The organism is Rhodococcus sp. GQ147, assembly GCF_059759155.1.
Window position 1 is genome coordinate 1 of record NZ_JCAXDU010000018.1, and the last position, 16,741, is coordinate 16,741.

The 16,741-nt window shown below is 68.0% G+C and carries 14 protein-coding genes and 3 tRNA genes; 3 read left to right on the top strand and 14 right to left on the bottom strand.

All coding sequences use genetic code 11. The features are described 5' to 3' along the window. The 3 genes from AC6CID_RS19170 to leuC all read right to left on the bottom strand — a co-directional run. The coding region (locus tag AC6CID_RS19170; RefSeq protein ID WP_498354328.1) for an HU family DNA-binding protein at positions 1–442 on the bottom strand (442 nt) is incomplete at its 3' end. 170 nt (positions 443–612) lie between these two features. Continuing rightward, complete coding sequence (gene leuD / locus AC6CID_RS19175) at positions 613–1,209, bottom strand: 3-isopropylmalate dehydratase small subunit (RefSeq protein ID WP_006554524.1); 597 nt, start codon at positions 1,207–1,209, stop codon at positions 613–615. Positions 1,210–1,237: 28 nt separating this feature from the next. Then, the gene (leuC, locus tag AC6CID_RS19180) at positions 1,238–2,665 is read right to left on the bottom strand and encodes a 3-isopropylmalate dehydratase large subunit (RefSeq protein WP_019288377.1); all 1,428 of its coding nucleotides are present in this window, start codon (positions 2,663–2,665) and stop codon (positions 1,238–1,240) included. 116 nt (positions 2,666–2,781) lie between these two features. On the opposite strand from leuC, the gene AC6CID_RS19185 reads away from it, so the two are divergent. Together AC6CID_RS19185 and AC6CID_RS19190 are read left to right on the top strand one after the other, a co-directional pair. After that, positions 2,782–3,483, top strand: a complete 702-nt coding sequence (locus AC6CID_RS19185) for an IclR family transcriptional regulator (RefSeq protein ID WP_006554526.1) — start codon at positions 2,782–2,784, stop codon at positions 3,481–3,483. 105 nt (positions 3,484–3,588) lie between these two features. Beyond that, on the top strand, positions 3,589–4,101 hold the full coding sequence (locus AC6CID_RS19190) for a pyridoxamine 5'-phosphate oxidase family protein (protein WP_006554527.1): 513 nt from the start codon (positions 3,589–3,591) through the stop codon (positions 4,099–4,101). A 53-nt stretch (positions 4,102–4,154) separates the two neighbouring features. On the opposite strand, the gene AC6CID_RS19195 is transcribed toward AC6CID_RS19190, so the two are convergent. The 5 genes from AC6CID_RS19195 to AC6CID_RS19215 all read right to left on the bottom strand — a co-directional run bounded on the left by AC6CID_RS19195 (position 4,155) and on the right by AC6CID_RS19215 (position 7,072). After that, positions 4,155–4,227, bottom strand: a tRNA-Glu gene (locus AC6CID_RS19195). Positions 4,228–4,310: 83 nt separating this feature from the next. Beyond that, positions 4,311–4,383 (bottom strand) — tRNA-Glu (locus tag AC6CID_RS19200). An 86-nt stretch (positions 4,384–4,469) separates the two neighbouring features. After that, positions 4,470–4,541 (bottom strand) — tRNA-Gln (locus AC6CID_RS19205). A gap of 215 nt (positions 4,542–4,756) precedes the next feature. Further along, positions 4,757–6,229, bottom strand: a complete 1,473-nt coding sequence (gene gltX / locus AC6CID_RS19210; RefSeq protein WP_006554528.1) for a glutamate--tRNA ligase — start codon at positions 6,227–6,229, stop codon at positions 4,757–4,759. Positions 6,230–6,295: 66 nt separating this feature from the next. Continuing rightward, positions 6,296–7,072: a fumarylacetoacetate hydrolase family protein gene (locus AC6CID_RS19215; protein ID WP_006554529.1), complete on the bottom strand. Its 777-nt coding sequence runs from the start codon at positions 7,070–7,072 to the stop codon at positions 6,296–6,298. Between the two features lie 110 nt (positions 7,073–7,182). Between AC6CID_RS19215 and AC6CID_RS19220 the strand changes: the two genes are divergently transcribed. After that, positions 7,183–8,379 (top strand): MFS transporter, encoded by a 1,197-nt coding sequence (locus AC6CID_RS19220; RefSeq protein WP_121209064.1) that lies wholly within the window; start codon positions 7,183–7,185, stop codon positions 8,377–8,379. Positions 8,380–8,478: 99 nt separating this feature from the next. Here AC6CID_RS19220 and AC6CID_RS19225 read toward each other — a convergent pair whose 3' ends face one another. The 6 genes from AC6CID_RS19225 to AC6CID_RS19250 form a co-directional block, all read right to left on the bottom strand. Then, positions 8,479–9,489, bottom strand: coding sequence for a 3-isopropylmalate dehydrogenase (locus tag AC6CID_RS19225; RefSeq protein WP_033097800.1), 1,011 nt, complete (start codon positions 9,487–9,489; stop codon positions 8,479–8,481). 80 nt (positions 9,490–9,569) lie between these two features. Next, the gene (gene serA, locus AC6CID_RS19230) at positions 9,570–11,162 is read right to left on the bottom strand and encodes a phosphoglycerate dehydrogenase (RefSeq protein WP_006554532.1); all 1,593 of its coding nucleotides are present in this window, start codon (positions 11,160–11,162) and stop codon (positions 9,570–9,572) included. Between the two features lie 128 nt (positions 11,163–11,290). Next, positions 11,291–13,063: a SulP family inorganic anion transporter gene (locus tag AC6CID_RS19235; RefSeq protein ID WP_024101383.1), complete on the bottom strand. Its 1,773-nt coding sequence runs from the start codon at positions 13,061–13,063 to the stop codon at positions 11,291–11,293. Positions 13,064–13,181: 118 nt separating this feature from the next. Further along, positions 13,182–14,183, bottom strand: coding sequence for a ketol-acid reductoisomerase (gene ilvC / locus AC6CID_RS19240; RefSeq protein WP_170318577.1), 1,002 nt, complete (start codon positions 14,181–14,183; stop codon positions 13,182–13,184). Positions 14,184–14,233: 50 nt separating this feature from the next. Next, positions 14,234–14,737, bottom strand: coding sequence for an acetolactate synthase small subunit (ilvN, locus tag AC6CID_RS19245; RefSeq protein WP_006554535.1), 504 nt, complete (start codon positions 14,735–14,737; stop codon positions 14,234–14,236). Then, positions 14,734–16,674, bottom strand: coding sequence for an acetolactate synthase large subunit (locus tag AC6CID_RS19250; protein ID WP_024101384.1), 1,941 nt, complete (start codon positions 16,672–16,674; stop codon positions 14,734–14,736). Before AC6CID_RS19250 ends, ilvN begins: the two co-directional genes overlap by 4 nt. Positions 16,675–16,741: the final 67 nt, after the last annotated feature.

Sequence of the window (16,741 nt, forward strand, 5' to 3'; positions counted from 1 at the left end):
CCGTGGTCTTCTTCGCTGCGGTGGTCTTCTTCGCCGCGGTCGACTTGGTGGCGGTGGTCTTCTTCGCCGCCGTGGTCTTCTTCGCCGCCTTCTTCGCTGCCGCGGTCTTCTTGGCCGCTGCAGCTGCACCGCGCTTCACGGCCGGACCCGAAGCCGGGAGCTTCTGGGTGCCCGCGATGATGTTCTTGAAGGACTGGCCGGGACGGAAGGCCGGCACCGAGGTCGGCTTGACCTTGACCGTCTCACCCGTGCGCGGGTTCCGCGCGACACGCGCGGCCCGACGACGCTTCTCGAAGACACCGAATCCGGTGATGGTGACGCTCTTACCGTCGTGCACGGCGCGAACGATCGCGTCCACGATGTGCTCGACGGCCGCGGTGGCGGTGCGCCTGTCCGAACCGAGTTTCTCGGTCAGAACGTCGATCAGTTCTGCCTTGTTCATTGATTTCCTCCGCACATACACGGTCCACCGTCAGACCGACTCCAGTCCACGGTAGACCCGCAAACGGGCAAGAGTCTATGTGCCACGCGGATTCTCATGCAAATAACCTCCGGGCCCGGCCCGACGGGAGCGTCGGACCGGGCCCGGAGAAGGCGCGTTCGGGGGTGTTTTCAGGGCGCCGGAAGGGTACTCGGTTTCCATGACGGCCTTGACTTTTCGTACTCGGAAATCGCGTCTACCTGGCGCAATGTCAATCCGATGTCGTCGAGACCCTCCAGCAGACGCCACCGCGTGTAGTCGTCAATGGTGAACGGCACCACGGTGGTTCCGGCGGTCACCGTCCGGTTCTCGAGATCCACTTCCAGTTCGAGTCCGGGCTGCTGCTCGATGAGCTTCCACAGCAGTTCGACGTCGTCCTGCGAGACCTGAGCGGCGAGCAGACCGGCCTTTCCGGCGTTGCCCCGGAAGATGTCGGCGAAGCGGGACGAGATCACGACCCGGAATCCGTAATCCGACAACGCCCACACGGCATGCTCACGCGAGGAGCCGGTGCCGAAATCCGGTCCGGCGACGAGAACGCTGCCGCGGTCGAAGGGCGGGGTGTTGAGGACGAAGGACGGGTCGTTGCGCCATGCGGCGAACAGACCGTCCTCGAATCCCGTACGGGTGACGCGCTTCAGGTACACGGCCGGGATGATCTGATCCGTGTCGACATTGGAGCGGCGCAGCGGGACGCCGATGCCCCTGTGGGTGGTGAAGGCTTCCATCGAAAATTCTCCTCGTCGGTCCTGTGGTCTAGTCCAGATCCGCCGGTGCGGAAAGCGTTCCCCGCACCGCGGTTGCGGCGGCCACGGCCGGCGAGACGAGATGCGTCCGTCCGCCCTTGCCCTGCCGTCCTTCGAAATTCCGGTTCGAGGTCGACGCGGAACGCTCGCCCGGCGCCAACTGGTCGGGGTTCATGCCCAGGCACATCGAGCACCCGGCCTGACGCCACTCGGCCCCTGCGGCGGTGAAGATCTCGCCGAGACCCTCCTCCTCCGCCTGCGCGCGCACCCGCATCGAACCCGGCACGACGAGCATCCGGACGCCGTCGGCGACCTTGCGGCCCTGCAGGACATCCGCCACGGCACGCAGATCCTCGATGCGGCCGTTGGTGCACGAGCCGACGAAGACGGTGTCGATCTTCACGTCGCGCAGCGGCATGCCCGGTTCGAGATCCATGTAGCGCAACGCCTTTTCCGCTGCAGACCGCTCGGTTTCGTCGGCGATCTCCTCGGGTACCGGAACGCTGGACCCGAGCGCAGCGCCCTGGCCCGGGTTGGTGCCCCACGTGACGAAGGGGGTCAGAGCGCTGCCGTCGATGTGGACCTCGGCGTCGAAAACCGCGTCGTCGTCGGTCTTCAGCTGCTCCCACGCCTCCACGGCAGCATCCCAGTCGGCGCCCTTCGGGGCGTGCGGGCGGCCCTTGATGAACTCGTAGGTGGTCTCGTCGGGGGCGATCATGCCGGCGCGGGCGCCCGCCTCGATCGACATGTTGCAGATGGTCATCCGCGCTTCCATCGACAGTGCGCGGATCGCCTCGCCGCGGTACTCGAGGACGTAGCCCTGTCCGCCGCCGGTGCCGATCTTCGCGATGATCGCGAGGATGAGGTCCTTGCTCGTCACTCCCGGCGCGAGGGTACCGCCGACGTTGATGGCCATCGTCTTGAACGGCCGCAGCGACAACGTCTGTGTCGCCATGACGTGTTCGACCTCACTGGTGCCGATGCCCATCGCCAGTGCGCCGAAGGCGCCGTGGGTGGAGGTGTGGCTGTCGCCGCACACCACCGTCATGCCGGGCTGCGTGAGACCGAGCTGCGGGCCGACCACGTGGACGATGCCCTGATCGAGGTCGCCCATGGGGTGCAGACGGACACCGAACTCCTCGCAGTTGCGGCGCAGGGTCTCGACCTGTGTGCGCGAGACCGGGTCGGCGATCGGCTTGTCGATGTCCACCGTGGGGACGTTGTGGTCCTCGGTGGCGATCGTGAGGTCGGGACGCCGCAGCGGGCGTCCTGCCAGCCGCAGACCGTCGAAGGCCTGCGGGCTGGTCACCTCGTGTACGAGATGCAGGTCGATGTAGATCAGGTCCGGCTGTCGCGCCGATCCCTCTCCTTCACCGCGCACGACCACGTGCTGGTCCCACACCTTTTCCGCCAGAGTCTTTCCAGCCATCTTCTCCACCTTGTCGTACGTGACGAACGCGGGATCCCGGGGGCTGTCCGGCCGCGTATGGCGTCGTCCCCACCGTTCTCGGCATGCGATATGCTTCCCATTATGCGAGACGGAGGTATCGACCTATGAGACAGCATAGCGGGATCGGAGTGCTGGACAAAGCGATGACAGTCCTCCATGCGGTTGCCGAACAGCCGTGCAACCTCAACGAGTTGTGCGCGCGGACCGGCCTGCCCCGTGCCACGGCGCACCGTCTCGCCGTGGGCCTCGAGGTCCACCGCCTCCTCATGCGCGACAGCGACGGACAGTGGCGTCCCGGCCCCGGACTGGCCGAATTGTCCGCGGGCGCAGGCGACACGCTCGTCGAGGCCGCCTCGCTCGTCCTCCCCCGTCTGCGCGAGATCACCGGCGAGAGCGTGCAGTTGTACCGCCGCGAGGGCACCCAGCGGGTCTGCGTCGCCGCTCTCGAACCGCCGACCGGTCTGCGCGACACGGTCCTCGTCGGCGCACGCCTTCCGATGACGGCCGGCTCCGGCGCGAAAGTTCTGCTCGCGTGGGCCGATACGGCGACCCAGCGCGCCATCCTCCCCGACGCGGCCTTCGGTGAACGCGTGCTCGTCGAGGTCCGCCGCCGCGGCTGGGCGCAGAGCGCCGCCGAACGCGAACCCGGTGTGGCGTCGGTCGCCGCACCCGTGCGCGACAGCAGCGGTGGCGTGATCGCCGCGATCTCCGTATCGGGCCCCATCGACCGCATGGGCCGCCGACCGGGCGCCCGCTGGGCCGCCGACCTCCTCGCCGCCGCAGAAGCGCTCCAGAAGCGTCTCTGAGGCCGACCGCATGCCCGTGTCCCTCCCGGGTGGAGCCCAGGAGGGACACGGGCGGGGCGGGAGGAAGACAGCCGTGCGGCCCCACGCTCTGCCAGAGTGCTTCGCATGGGAACCAACCGCCGCGCAGGCATCACGATGACGGAGTCGGAGATCGACGAGTTCCTCCACCGCAGCCGGGTCGCGAACCTGGCGACCCTCGGACCGACGGGCACCCCGCACCTCGTCGCCATGTGGTACGCGGTGCTCGACGGGGAGATCTGGTTCGAGACGAAGGCGAAATCGCAGAAGGTGGTCAACCTCCGGCGCGACGATCGCGTGACCGTCCTCGTCGAGGCCGGCGACACCTACGACCAGTTGCGTGGCGTCTCGATCGAGGGGCGGGCGGAGATCGTGGACGACCACGACCGCCTGTTCGAGGTCTGCCGCGACGTATGGGAGCGGTACACCGCCCCGTACACGGAGGAGGCGCGCCCCGCGGTGGAGCAGATGATGCACAAACGGGTGGCCGTCCGTGTGGTGCCCGCGCGGGTGCGTTCGTGGGATCACTGCAAGCTCGGGATGCCTGCCATGGAGATCGGCGGCACGACGGCCGCCTATCTTCCGTCCGCCGCGCACTGACCGCCCATACGCGAAAGGCTCTCCGATCGATGATCGGAGAGCCTTCGTGGTTGTACCCCCGATGGGATTCGAACCCACGCTACCGCCGTGAGAGGGCGGCGTCCTAGGCCGCTAGACGACGGGGGCCTGGAACTTTCCGAGGAATCGACGAGCCGACGCCTCCGAGAGAAGAACACCCACCGACCCGGAGATCGGTGGGTAGTCCGTTGTACCCCCGATGGGATTCGAACCCACGCTACCGCCGTGAGAGGGCGGCGTCCTAGGCCGCTAGACGACGGGGGCCTATGGAACTTCTTCTCTTCGCTTCCCGAAGGAAGCTCAGCCAGCATAGCTGGCTGAGACGTTGCGGGCAAACCGCCGCGTCTCAGCTGGGGTACCAGGACTCGAACCTAGAATGGCTGAACCAGAATCAGCTGTGTTGCCAATTACACCATACCCCAATGGTTTGTTCCTTCGGCCTGCCCTGCGGGCGTTGTGGCCTCCGTTCCGAACCGAGAAGAAGATTAGCACCAACCCCGCCACCAACTACAAATCGGCTGGTCAGAGGAGTGCAATCGAGCTCAGGACGAGCTCGGTGGCATGAAATCGAGCCCGGAGGGAGTTCGGCCCGTCGCCGGCGGGTGCCGACGACGGGCCGAGAGCGACCATGCAGGGGTCAGGCGATGCGCGCCCGCCCGGCACGCAGTCGTGCAAGGGTGCGCTCACGGCCGAGCAGTTCCATCGACTCGTAGAGCGGCGGGCTGACGTGCGAGCCCGTCACCGCGACCCGCACGGGAGCGAAGGCCTTCCTCGGCTTCAGTTCGAGCCCCTCGATCAGTGCGCTCTTGAGCGCCTCCTCGATCGCCGGCGTGGTCCACTCGGTCAGGCCCTCGAGGGCGGCGACGGAGGCGTCGAGCACGGGCGCGGCATCCTCCTTGAGATTCTTCGCCGCGGAGACCTCGTCGAGCGTGAAGTCGGCGTCGTCGACGAACAGGAACTTCAGCAGGTCCCACGCGTCCCCGAGAACGACGATACGGGTCTGTACGAGGTCGGCGGCCGTCCGGAAGAGCGCGTCGTCGACGTCGGCCCCGATCCGGCCGTGCTCGACGAGGTACGCCTTCAGCCGGGTCGCGAACTCCTCCGGCTCGAGCAGGCGGATGTGCTCGGCGTTGATGGCGTCGGCCTTCTTCTGGTCGAACCGGGCGGGGTTCGAGTTGACCTTGGAGATCTCGAAGGCCGCGACCATCTCGTCGAGGGAGAACACGTCGCGGTCGTCGGCGAGACCCCAGCCGAGCAGAGCGAGGTAGTTGAGCAGGCCCTCGGGGATGAACCCGCGATCGCGGTGCAGGAAGAGGTTGGACTCCGGGTCGCGCTTGGAGAGCTTCTTGTTGCCCTGCCCCATCACGAACGGCAGGTGGCCGAACTCGGGCGTGAAATCGGTGACGCCGATGCGCTGCAGCGCCGCGTACAGCGCAAGCTGACGCGGGGTGGACGACAGCAGGTCCTCGCCGCGCAGGACGTGTGTGATCTTCATCAGCGCGTCGTCGACGGGATTGACGAGCGTGTAGAGCGGGATGCCGTTGCCGCGGGTCAGCGCGAAGTCGGGCACCGAGCCCGCCTTGAAAGTGGTCTCGCCGCGGACCAGGTCGTTCCACGTGAGGTCCTCTTCGGGCATGCGCAGTCGCACGACCGGCTTGCGCCCCTCGTCGAGGAATGCCTGCCGCTGCTCCGGGGTGAGGTCGCGGTCGAAGTTGTCGTAGCCGAGCTTCGGGTCGCGGCCGGCGGCCTTGTGCCGCTCCTCGACCTCTTCCGGCGTCGAGAACGACTCGTAGGCCTCCCCGGAGTCGACGAGCTTCTGCACGATCTCGAGGTGAAGGTCGCGTCGCTGCGACTGCCGGTACGGCTCGTACGGTCCGCCGACCTCCGGACCCTCGTCCCATTCGAGACCAAGCCACCGGAGGGCGTCGAGGATCGCCTGGTACGACTCCTCGGTGTCGCGTGCGGCGTCGGTGTCTTCGATGCGGAACACGAAGGTGCCGCCGTGATGACGCGCGAAAGCCCAATTGAACAGGGCGGTGCGCACCAGACCCACATGCGGGGTTCCGGTCGGTGACGGGCAGAAACGTACGCGTACTTCGCTGGTGGTCATGACTCGCTCAGGGTTGAGGATCGACGGGAGACCTTCCCAGGCTATCCGCCCCGCAGCGAGCTCCGGTCAGGATCCCTTGGCGACGACCGGATTCGTGAGCGTTCCGATGCCCTCGACGGTGATCGAGACTGTGTTGCCCGGCTCGATCGGTCCGACACCTTCGGGAGTGCCGGTGAGGATGACGTCGCCCGGCAGCAGGGTCATGACACCGGAGATCCATTCGATGAGCTTCGGGATGTCGTGCACCATCTTCGAGGTGCGGCTGCGTTGGCGGATCTGCCCGTCGACCTCCGCCGAGATCTCGAGATCGGAAGGGTCGATGTCGGTTTCGATCCACGGACCGAGCGGGCAGAAGGTGTCGTGGCCCTTGGCTCGGCCCCACTGGCCGTCCTTGCGCTGATGGTCGCGCGCGGACACGTCGTTGGCGATCGTGTAGCCGAGGATCGCCTCCCGGGCCTTCGCGGCGGGGACGTCCTTGCAGGGACGCCCGATGACCACGGCGAGTTCGGCCTCGTGATGGACGAGCGAGGTGGTGGGCGGAATCACGATGGGCGCGCCCGGGCCCACGATCGACGTGTTGGGCTTGAGGAAGATCATCGGCTCGTCGGGGACCTCGTTGCCCGACTCGGCGGCGTGGGCGGCGTAGTTGCGACCGACCGCGATCACCTTGGTGGCGAGGATCGGGGCGAGAATCCGCACGTCGGCGAGGGGCCAGCTCCGGCCCGTGAAGGTGGGGTTCCCGAAAGGATGCTCGGCGATCTCCTTCGCCGTCGCGGACTTCCCCTCCCCTTCGATGCTCACGAACGCGACACCATCCGGGCTGGCAATTCGACCAAGGCGCATGTCCGGAGTCTAACGGTGCGCGCACACTGCGATCGACGCCCGGGTGCCGCGGGTATAGAGTCCGACCAAGATTTCATATAACGGTACGACTTTCTCAGATAGTGGGACTCATGGACACTCCGGACATCGGTCGGCGCCGATGGCTGATCCTGGCCCTCGGCGTCCTCGCCCAGGCCTCCCAGGCCACCGTCATCAACGGCGTCGCCTTCCTCATCCCAATCCTGAACCAGGAGGGTGGCTTCACCCTCGCCCAGGCCGGAACCCTCGCCGGCGCACCGATCCTCGGCGGCGTGTTCACGCTCGTCGTGTGGGGCGCGATCGCCGACCGGTTCGGCGAACGTCTCGCGCTGGCCGCCGGACTCGGGATCGCGGCCGTCTCGATGGGACTCGCGAGCGCGACCACCTCACTGGACCTGTCCCGCACCACCTCCGCAGCACTGCTCGGCCTATTGCTGATGTGTGCGGGAGCCGGCGCCGTGAGCGCCAATTCGGCGAGCGGTCGCGTGGTGGTCGGATGGTTCCCGCCGCACCAGCGCGGCCTCGCGATGGGCATCCGGCAGATGTCGGTGCCGCTGGGTGTCGCCGCGGGCGCACTCGTCATCCCCACTCTCGCGGGCGACCACGGGATCGCCTGGGCGCTCTCGTTTCCCATGCTCGCGTGCGGGCTCGCAGCCGTCGTCTGCGCGGTCGGCGTGGTGGATCCGCCCCGACCCGGACGGGTGGAGGCCGAGCGCGCAGGCGTGCTCGGCAATCCCTACCGGAGTTCCATGTCCCTCACGCGGATCCATCTCGCGTCGATCCTGCTCGTCGTTCCGCAGTACGTCGTGTGGACCTACGCCCTGGTCTGGCTCATCGCCGACCGCGGCTGGGACGAGGTCGGCGCCGGTCTCGTCATCACCGCCGCCCAGATCCTCGGCGCCCTCGGACGTGTCGTCACCGGGGCCTGGTCCGATCGGGTGGGCAGCAGGCTGGGACCGATGCGCCTCGTCGCCGCATCGGTCGTCGTGTCGATGGTCGCGCTCTCCGTCACGGCGTGGACGGATTCGGCGATCGCGGTGGGCGTCCTGCTCGTCGCGTCGATCCTGACCTCGGCGCCGAACGGGTTGGCATTCACTGCCGTCGCGGAGATCGCCGGCCCGTTCTGGGGCGGCCGCGCACTCGGGATCCAGAACACCGGGCAGTTCGTGTTCGCCGCGGCCGTCGGACCGGTCTTCGGTGGGCTCATCGCCGCGGTCGGATTCCCCGCGGCCTTCGCCCTGTCCGCCATCGCTCCCGCAGCGGCGGTCCCGGTGATACCGAAGGACTGATACGCGAAACGCGCGTGGCGCCGGACGGGACGTACCCGCCGGCGCCACGCGCGTTTGTGCCGAAGAACTCGGTGCCCGGAGAGAATCCGCGCTCAGAGATCAAAGAGAAGCAGCGATCCGATCGCCGATCTCGGTGGTCACGATCGGACCGGGGCCACGATTCGCGAGGTCGGCCTCGACGGCCCGCTCGACGCGTGCAGCATCCTCCTCGCGCCCGAGATGGCGCAGCAGCAAGGCGGTGGACAGGATCGCCGCGGTGGGATCGGCGATGCCCTTGCCGGCGATGTCCGGTGCCGAGCCGTGGACCGGTTCGAACATCGACGGGTTGGTGCCCGAGGCGTCGATGTTGCCGCTCGCGGCAAGGCCGATACCGCCGGTTACGGCGCCGGCGAGGTCGGTGATGATGTCGCCGAACAGGTTGTCGGTGACGATGACGTCGAAGCGCGACGGGTCGTCGACCATGTAGATGGTCGCGGCGTCGATGTGACAGTAGGCCGTGGTGACCTCAGGGAACTCCTTGCCGACGGTCTCGACGGCGCGGGTCCAGATGGCGCCGGCGTTCGACAGCACGTTCGTCTTGTGGATGAGCGTGACGTGCTTGCGGCGGGTCTGCGCGAGCTCGAAGGCGTAGCGGACCACGCGCTCGGCTCCGAACCAGGTGTTCACCGAGACCTCGGTGGCGATCTCATGCGGGGTGCCGACGCGGATCGCTCCCCCGTTGCCGGTGTACGGGCCCTCGGTGCCCTCGCGGACGACGACGAAGTCGATCTCGTGGTCGGCGGCGAGCGGCGACTTCGAGCCCGGGTACAGGCGCGACGGCCGCAGGTTGACGTGGTGGTCGAGTGCGAACCGCATGTTCAGGAGGAGACCGCGTTCGAGGATGCCCGGCGTGACCGACGGATCGCCGATGGCACCGAGGAGGATCGCGTCGTGCTCGCGGATCGCGGCGAGATCGGCATCGGGCAGGAGTTCGCCGGTCGCGTTGTACCGGCGAGCACCGAGGTCGTACTCGGTCGTCTCGAGATCCGGGACGAGGGCGCGGAGCACCTTGAGAGCTTCCGCCGTGACCTCGACACCGATGCCGTCACCTGGGATGACCGCAAGTTTCATGAGCACTACTCACTTCCTGTGCGACGGTGGCCGCGACCGTGCAGACGGTCGCGGCCACCGGATGATGGAGAACCGAAGGATCAGGACAGGTCGACCTGGGCGACGCGCGCGTCGAGCGCCTCGGTGATCTGTCCGACCTCGGCGTCGCCGACGACGCGGTCGACACGGAGGATCACGGTGGCGCCGGGGCCCTCCGCGTCCTGGCTCAGCGCCGCGGCCTGGATGTCGATGCTCGCGTTGCCGAGCACGGTGCCCAGCGTTCCGAGGACACCCGGACGGTCCTGGTAGTGGACGATCAGGTTGTGGCCCTCGGCGCGGAGGTCGAAGCTGCGGCTGTTGATGTTGACGATCTTCTCGACCTGCTGCAGGCCGGTGAGCGCACCCGCGACGGACGTGACGTGTCCGTCCGGCGCCACGGCGCGGACCTCGACGGCGCTGCGGTGCGTGGTGGCCTCGCTGACCTTCTCGACCTCGACCGTCACGCCGCGCTGCTCCGCGAGCTTGGGGGCGTTGACGAAGGTGACGGGCTCGTCGCTGCTCGCCGAGAACAGGCCGCGGAGGGCGGCCAGGCCGAGAATGTCGGTGTTCTCGGCCGAGAGCTCACCGCTGACGACGACCTGCACGTTCTGCACGGCCTCGGGCGAGAGGGTGCCGGCGAGCAGACCGAGCTTGCGAACGAGCTCGAGCCACGGCGCGACCTCCTCGCCCACGGGGCCACCGGAGACGTTGACGGCATCGGGCACGAACTCGCCGGCGAGGGCGAGCAGCACGCTCTTGGCAACGTCGGTACCGGCGCGGTCCTGGGCCTCGGCGGTGGATGCACCGAGGTGCGGGGTGACGACGACGTTGTCGAGGTCGAACAGCTTCGAATCGGTGCACGGCTCGGTCTCGAAGACGTCGAGGCCGGCAGCGCGGACCTTGCCTTCGACGAGCGCGTCGTACAGCGCGTCCTCGTCGATCAGGCCACCGCGGGCGGCGTTGACGATGATGACGCCGTCCTTGGCCTTGGACAGACGCTCGGCGTTGATCAGGCCGGCGGTCTCCTTGGTCTTGGGCAGGTGCACCGAGATGAAGTCGGCGCGGGCGACCAGCTCGTCGATGTCGACGAGCTCGATGCCGAGCTGTGCGGCGCGGGCGGCCGGCAAGTAGGGGTCGTACGCGATGACGTGGGTTTCGAACGCCGCGAGACGCTGGGCGAACAGCTGGCCGATGCGGCCGAGGCCGACGACGCCGACCGTCTTGCCGAGGATTTCGGTGCCGTTGAAGCTCGACCGCTTCCAGGTGCGCTCACGCAGGGTGCGGTCGGCGGCGGGAACCTGCCGCGCCGCGGACATGAGGAGCGCGACCGCGTGCTCGGCGGCGGAGTGGATGTTGGAGGTGGGCGCGTTGACGACCATCACACCGCGCTCGGTGGCAGCAGCGATGTCGACGTTGTCGAGGCCGACACCGGCGCGACCGACGATCTTGAGGTTGGGCGCCGCAGCGAGCACCTCGGCGTCGACGGTGGTCGCGGAGCGGACCAGCAGCGCCTGGGCCTCGGGCACGGCCGCGAGCAGGGCGGGGCGGTCGGGGCCGTCGACCCAGCGCACCTCGACACCGTCACCGAGCGCATCGACGGTCGACTGCGCAAGCTTGTCGGCGATCAGGACTACTGGACGGCCATTCTGGCTCACGTGCGGACTCCCTGTGTCGTGAATGTGTGAGTGGTCGACGGCGCTCGCGCCCGACAGCATGCGTGGGCACCCGCGACCGCCCACAGTTTAGTGCCCCGGCCCCTCCCACGGGGCCACCGGGACCGGGATCACGGTGGTGCGGGCCGATCCTTCCGCGGGGGCGGGACGATGTCCTGCGGGGGTGCGTCGAGCACACTGCGCTCGATGCCGGGCTGGTTCCGGTGCCGGAAGGCCACCACGGCAGTGCGGACGGTCGGATGGAATCGACCGGCCCCGAAGCGATTCCCCGATTGCATCCGGTGCAACTTGTCCTTGACCGGCCCCTTCATCGCGGCGAAGGCGAGCCGTATCCCCCTGTGGGCGAGGTAGTCGTCGAGACGTTCGATCTCCTCGACGGCGCTGATGTCTAAATCCGTGATCGGTTCGGCCGCGAGTACCACCCACTCGATACGGTCCTCGCGTTCGCGGACGAGTTCACGGACGAACTTCGTGAGGATCACACCGTTCGCGAAGAACAGCGGAGCGTCGAATCGCACGAGCACGAGACCCGGGATGCGGTGGCCCTCGGGATGCCGCTCCCGGTCGTGATATCCGGCGATGTTCTCGAGTTCGACGAGTTCGGTCCGGTGGGGTTGCCAGGCACGCACGATCACGACCGCCAACGACAATGCGATCGCGACGAGTACACCCCTCAACACACCGGCGAGACCGACCGCCACGAATGCGGCGAAGGACAAACAGAATTCGATCTTGTTGACCCGCCACAGGCGACCGAGCCCCTTCGCATCGACGAGCGCACTCGCCGCGGCAATCACGACGGCAGCGAGCGCGGCCTGCGGCAGGTACGCCGTCGCCCCCGGCGCGGCGAGCAGGAAGATCGCGACCGTCACCGCTCCGACGGCACCCGCGAGCTGGGTACGCGCTCCGGCCTGTTCGAGGACGGGAGTGCGACTGCCGCTGCCGCAGATGGGGAATCCGCCCGTCGCACCGGCTGCGATGTTCACCACACCGAGGGCGCGCATCTCGGAACTGCCGTCCACGTCCTCGCCCCGTCGGAGCGCGAACGAGCGCGACAGCACCGCGGTGTCGGCGAACGCGATGACGGCGACCGCGACCGCGGGTGCGAGCAGTTCGATCACGTCTCCCCGTTCGATACCGCCCAGAACGGGCGCGGGGATCCCGGAGGGCAGCGCCCCCACCATCTCCACCCGATCGGTGAGCCCGAACACCTCGACCGCCGCGGAGGCGGCGACCACCGCGACGAGCACCGCGGGTATGCGGGGAACGACCTTCTGCAGCACGAGGATCACAGCGAGGGTGCCGGCGCCGAGGAGAAGTCCGACCGGTTCGACACCGTCCTCGAAGACGTCGTCGACGACGTCGAGAACCTCGGCGACGACACCGGATTCGTCGGCCGAGGTGCCCAGCAGGAGCGGGAGCTGCCCGACGATGACGATGATCGCGATCGCGTTGAGGAAACCGACCCGGATCGGTGTGGAGAGCAGATAGGTCAGGAATCCGAAGCGGAGTATCCCCCCGACGAGGAGGATCGCCCCGACGAGGAGGGCGAGCACACCGGCGAGGGCGACCGCACGCTGCGGGTCACCGTCGGCGGCGAGCGGGATCACCGCGGCCGCGATGAGCGGGGCGAGCGCGGAATCCGGTCCGAGCACGAGGATCCGGGACGGACCGACCACCGCGTACACGAGCATCGGCACCACTGTCGCGTAGAGACCTGTGTAGGGCGGCAGTCCCGCCGCCTGGGCATATCCCATGCCGGTGGGGACGAGCAGGGCGCTGAGCGCGAGACCCGCCGTGACGTCGCCCCGCAGCCACCCCCGCCGGTAGGACCGTGCGGTGGCGACACCCGGGAGCCGCCCGAACGCGGCGAGGAGCCACATCAGCCAAGTATCCTCCGCGGCCTCGGCCCGTGGCTGCGACATCGCTCACGCGCACCGACGACGGCGGCCCGGCACCCCCGTAGGGGTACCGGGCCGCCGTGACCGGATCAGGTGGCTGTCACGCCGTCTCGGTGATGGGGCGATCGACCCAGCTCATCAGGTCGCGCAGCTGCTTGCCGACAACCTCGATGCCGTGCTCGGCGTTCTGCTTGCGCAGACCTTCGAGCTCCTTGTTGCCGCCCTCGACGTTGGCGACGAGACGCTTGACGAAGGTGCCGTCCTGGATGTCCTTCAGGATCTCCTTCATGCGCTCCTTGGTGCCGGCGTCGATGACGCGCGGGCCGGAGAGGTAGCCGCCGAACTCCGCGGTGTCGGACACCGAGTAGTTCATGCGGGCGATGCCACCCTCGTACATGAGGTCGACGATGAGCTTGAGCTCGTGGAGAACCTCGAAGTAGGCCATCTCGGGGGCGTAGCCCGCCTCGACCATGACGTCGAAGCCGGTCTTGACGAGCTCCTCGGTGCCACCGCAGAGCACGGCCTGCTCGCCGAAGAGGTCGGTCTCGGTCTCTTCCTTGAAGGTGGTCTTGATGACGCCGGCCCGGGTGCCGCCGATGCCCTTGGCGTAGGACAGCGCGAGCGCCTGGCCCTCACCCTTGGGGTCCTGATGGACGGCGATGAGCGCGGGAACGCCCTTGCCGTCGACGAACTGACGACGCACGAGGTGGCCGGGGCCCTTGGGGGCGACCATCGCGACGGTCACGTTCTCCGGAGCGGTGATGAGACCGAAGTGGATGTTGAGGCCGTGGCCGAAGAACAGCGCGTCGCCGTCCTTCAGGTTGGGCTCGATGTCGTTGGTGAAGATCGACGCCTGGGCGGTGTCGGGCGCGAGGATCATGATGACGTCGGCCCACTCGGAGACCTCGGCGGGGGTGCCGACGGTGAGACCGGCTTCCTCGGCCTTGGCCCGCGACTTCGAGCCCTCCTTCAGACCGATGCGAACGTCGACGCCCGAGTCGCGCAGGCTCAGCGAGTGCGCGTGTCCCTGACTGCCGTAGCCGATGACGGCGACCTTACGACCCTGGATGATCGACAGGTCGGCATCGTCGTCGTAGAACATCTCGACTGCCACAGTGATTACCTCTTTCAGCAAGTATGGGTGTGTTAAGGCTAACGGGTAGCCGTGATGGACTTCGGACCGCGTCCGACGGCGACGACACCGGACTGGACGATCTCGCGGATTCCGTACGGTTCGAGCATGCGCAACAGCGCGTCGAGCTTGGACCGCGTACCGGTCGCCTCGATGGTCAGCGACTCGGGCGAGACGTCGATCACCTTGGCGCGGAACAGATTCACCGTCTCGATGACCTGGGTGCGTACACTCGCGTCGGCGCGCACCTTGATGAGCACGAGTTCGCGGGCGACGGACGCCTCGTCCTCCTGCTCGACGATCTTGATGACGTTGACGAGCTTGTTGAGCTGCTTGGTGACCTGCTCGAGCGGGAACTCGTCGACGGTCACCACGATCGTCATCCGCGAGATGTCGGGCACCTCGGTGCCACCGACGGCAAGGGATTCGATGTTGAAGCCGCGTCGCGAGAACAGCGATGCGACTCGGGCGAGCACGCCCGGCTTGTCCTCGACGAGAACACTGAGGGTGTGACTCGTGCTCACTTGGTCTCCTCCTGGGCCGCAGCGTTCTCGCTGCGGGTTTCGAGCGCGTCGATGGTCTCGTGGATGACGGCGGGATCGTCGGCAGCGGCGTCGTCGTCGAACAGCGGCCGGATGTCGCGAGCCGCCATGATCTCGTCGTTGCTCGTGCCGGCGGCGACCATCGGCCACACCTGCGCGTCCTTGCCGACGATGAAGTCGATCACGACGGGACGATCGTTGACCTCCTGCGCCCGGCGGATCGCAGGCTCGACGTCTTCCTCGCGCTCGACGCGGATGCCCACGCAGCCGAGGGCCTCGGCGAGCTTGACGAAGTCGGGGATGCGTAGCGAGTGCGTCGCCAGGTCGGTGTTCGAGTATCGCTCCTCGTAGAAGAGGGTCTGCCACTGCCGGACCATGCCGAGATTGCCGTTGTTGATGAGCGCGACCTTGATCGGCACACCCTCGACGGCGCACGTCGCGAGTTCCTGGTTGGTCATCTGGAAGCAGCCGTCGCCGTCGATGGCCCACACCTCGGTGTCGGGGCAACCCATCTTGGCGCCCATCGCGGCGGGCACCGCGTAGCCCATGGTGCCGAGACCACCGGAGTTGAGCCAGGTGCGCGGCTTCTCGTAGTCGACGAACTGCGCCGCCCACATCTGGTGCTGACCGACGCCTGCGCAGTAGATCGCGTCGGGACCGGCGAGCTTACCGACGGCCTGGATGACGTACTGCGGCGACAGGGTGTCGTCGGTGGGACGGTCGTAGCTCAGCGGGTAGGTGCGACGGATGTCGTCGAGGTAGGCCCACCATGCCGTGTAGTCGAGCTTCGTGCCGGTCGCCAGGTCGGCGCGGATCGCCTCGAGCAGTTCGACGATGACCTCCTTGCAGTCACCGACGATCGGCACGTCGGCGTGCCGGTTCTTGCCGATCTCCGCCGGGTCGATGTCGGCGTGGATGACCTTGGCGTCGGGCGCGAAGGAGTCCAGCTGACCGGTGACGCGGTCGTCGAAGCGGGCACCGAGGGTGATGAGCAGGTCACTCTTCTGCAGTGCGGCCACCGCGGCGACGTTGCCGTGCATGCCGGGCATGCCGCAGTGCAGGTTGTGGCTGTCGGGGAACGCACCGCGGGCCATGAGCGTCGTAACGACCGGGATGCCGGTCAGCTCGGCGAGCTCGAGCAGCTCGGCCGACGCCTCGGCCTTGATGACACCGCCGCCGACGTACAGCACCGGGTTCTTCGCGTCGGCGATCAGTCGCGCGGCCTCGCGGACCTGCTTGCCGTGCGGCTTCGTCACCGGGCGGTAGCCGGGCAGGTGCATCTCCGGCGGCCAGCTGAAGGTGGTCTGTGCCTGGAGGATGTCCTTGGGGATGTCGACGAGGACCGCGCCCGGTCGGCCCGAGGAGGCGAGGTAGAACGCCTCGGCCAGGATGCGCGGGATGTCGGCGCCGTCGGTGACCAGGAAGTTGTGCTTCGTGATCGGCATCGTGATGCCGGAGATGTCGGCTTCCTGGAAGGCGTCGGTACCGATGAGCGGGCGACCGACCTGGCCGGTGATCGCGACGAGGGGCACGGAGTCCATCTGCGCGTCGGCGAGCGGGGTGACGAGGTTCGTCGCGCCCGGACCGGAAGTGGCCATGCACACGCCGACCTTGCCGGTGGCCTGGGCGTAACCGGTGGCAGCGTGCCCGGCGCCCTGCTCGTGACGGACGAGCACGTGGCGCACGCGCCGCGAATCGAAGATCGGGTCGTAGACGGGCAGGATCGCGCCGCCGGGAATGCCGAATACCGTGTCGACCTCGAGTTCCTCGAGTGCGCGGACCACCGACTGGGCGCCGGTGACCCGCTCGGGGGCGACCTGGCGTCGATTGGCGGGCTGCGTCGCGGCAGCTGCGGGAGTCGGGGTGGCGGACCCCGGCTTTCGCGGCGAGGGTTGAGGCCGTGCGGTTGGTGCGCTCACTGCGAATTCCTCTGATTCTGGCTCCGGGCAACAAAAAACCCTCGTCAGCAAGTCTGCTGTACGAGGG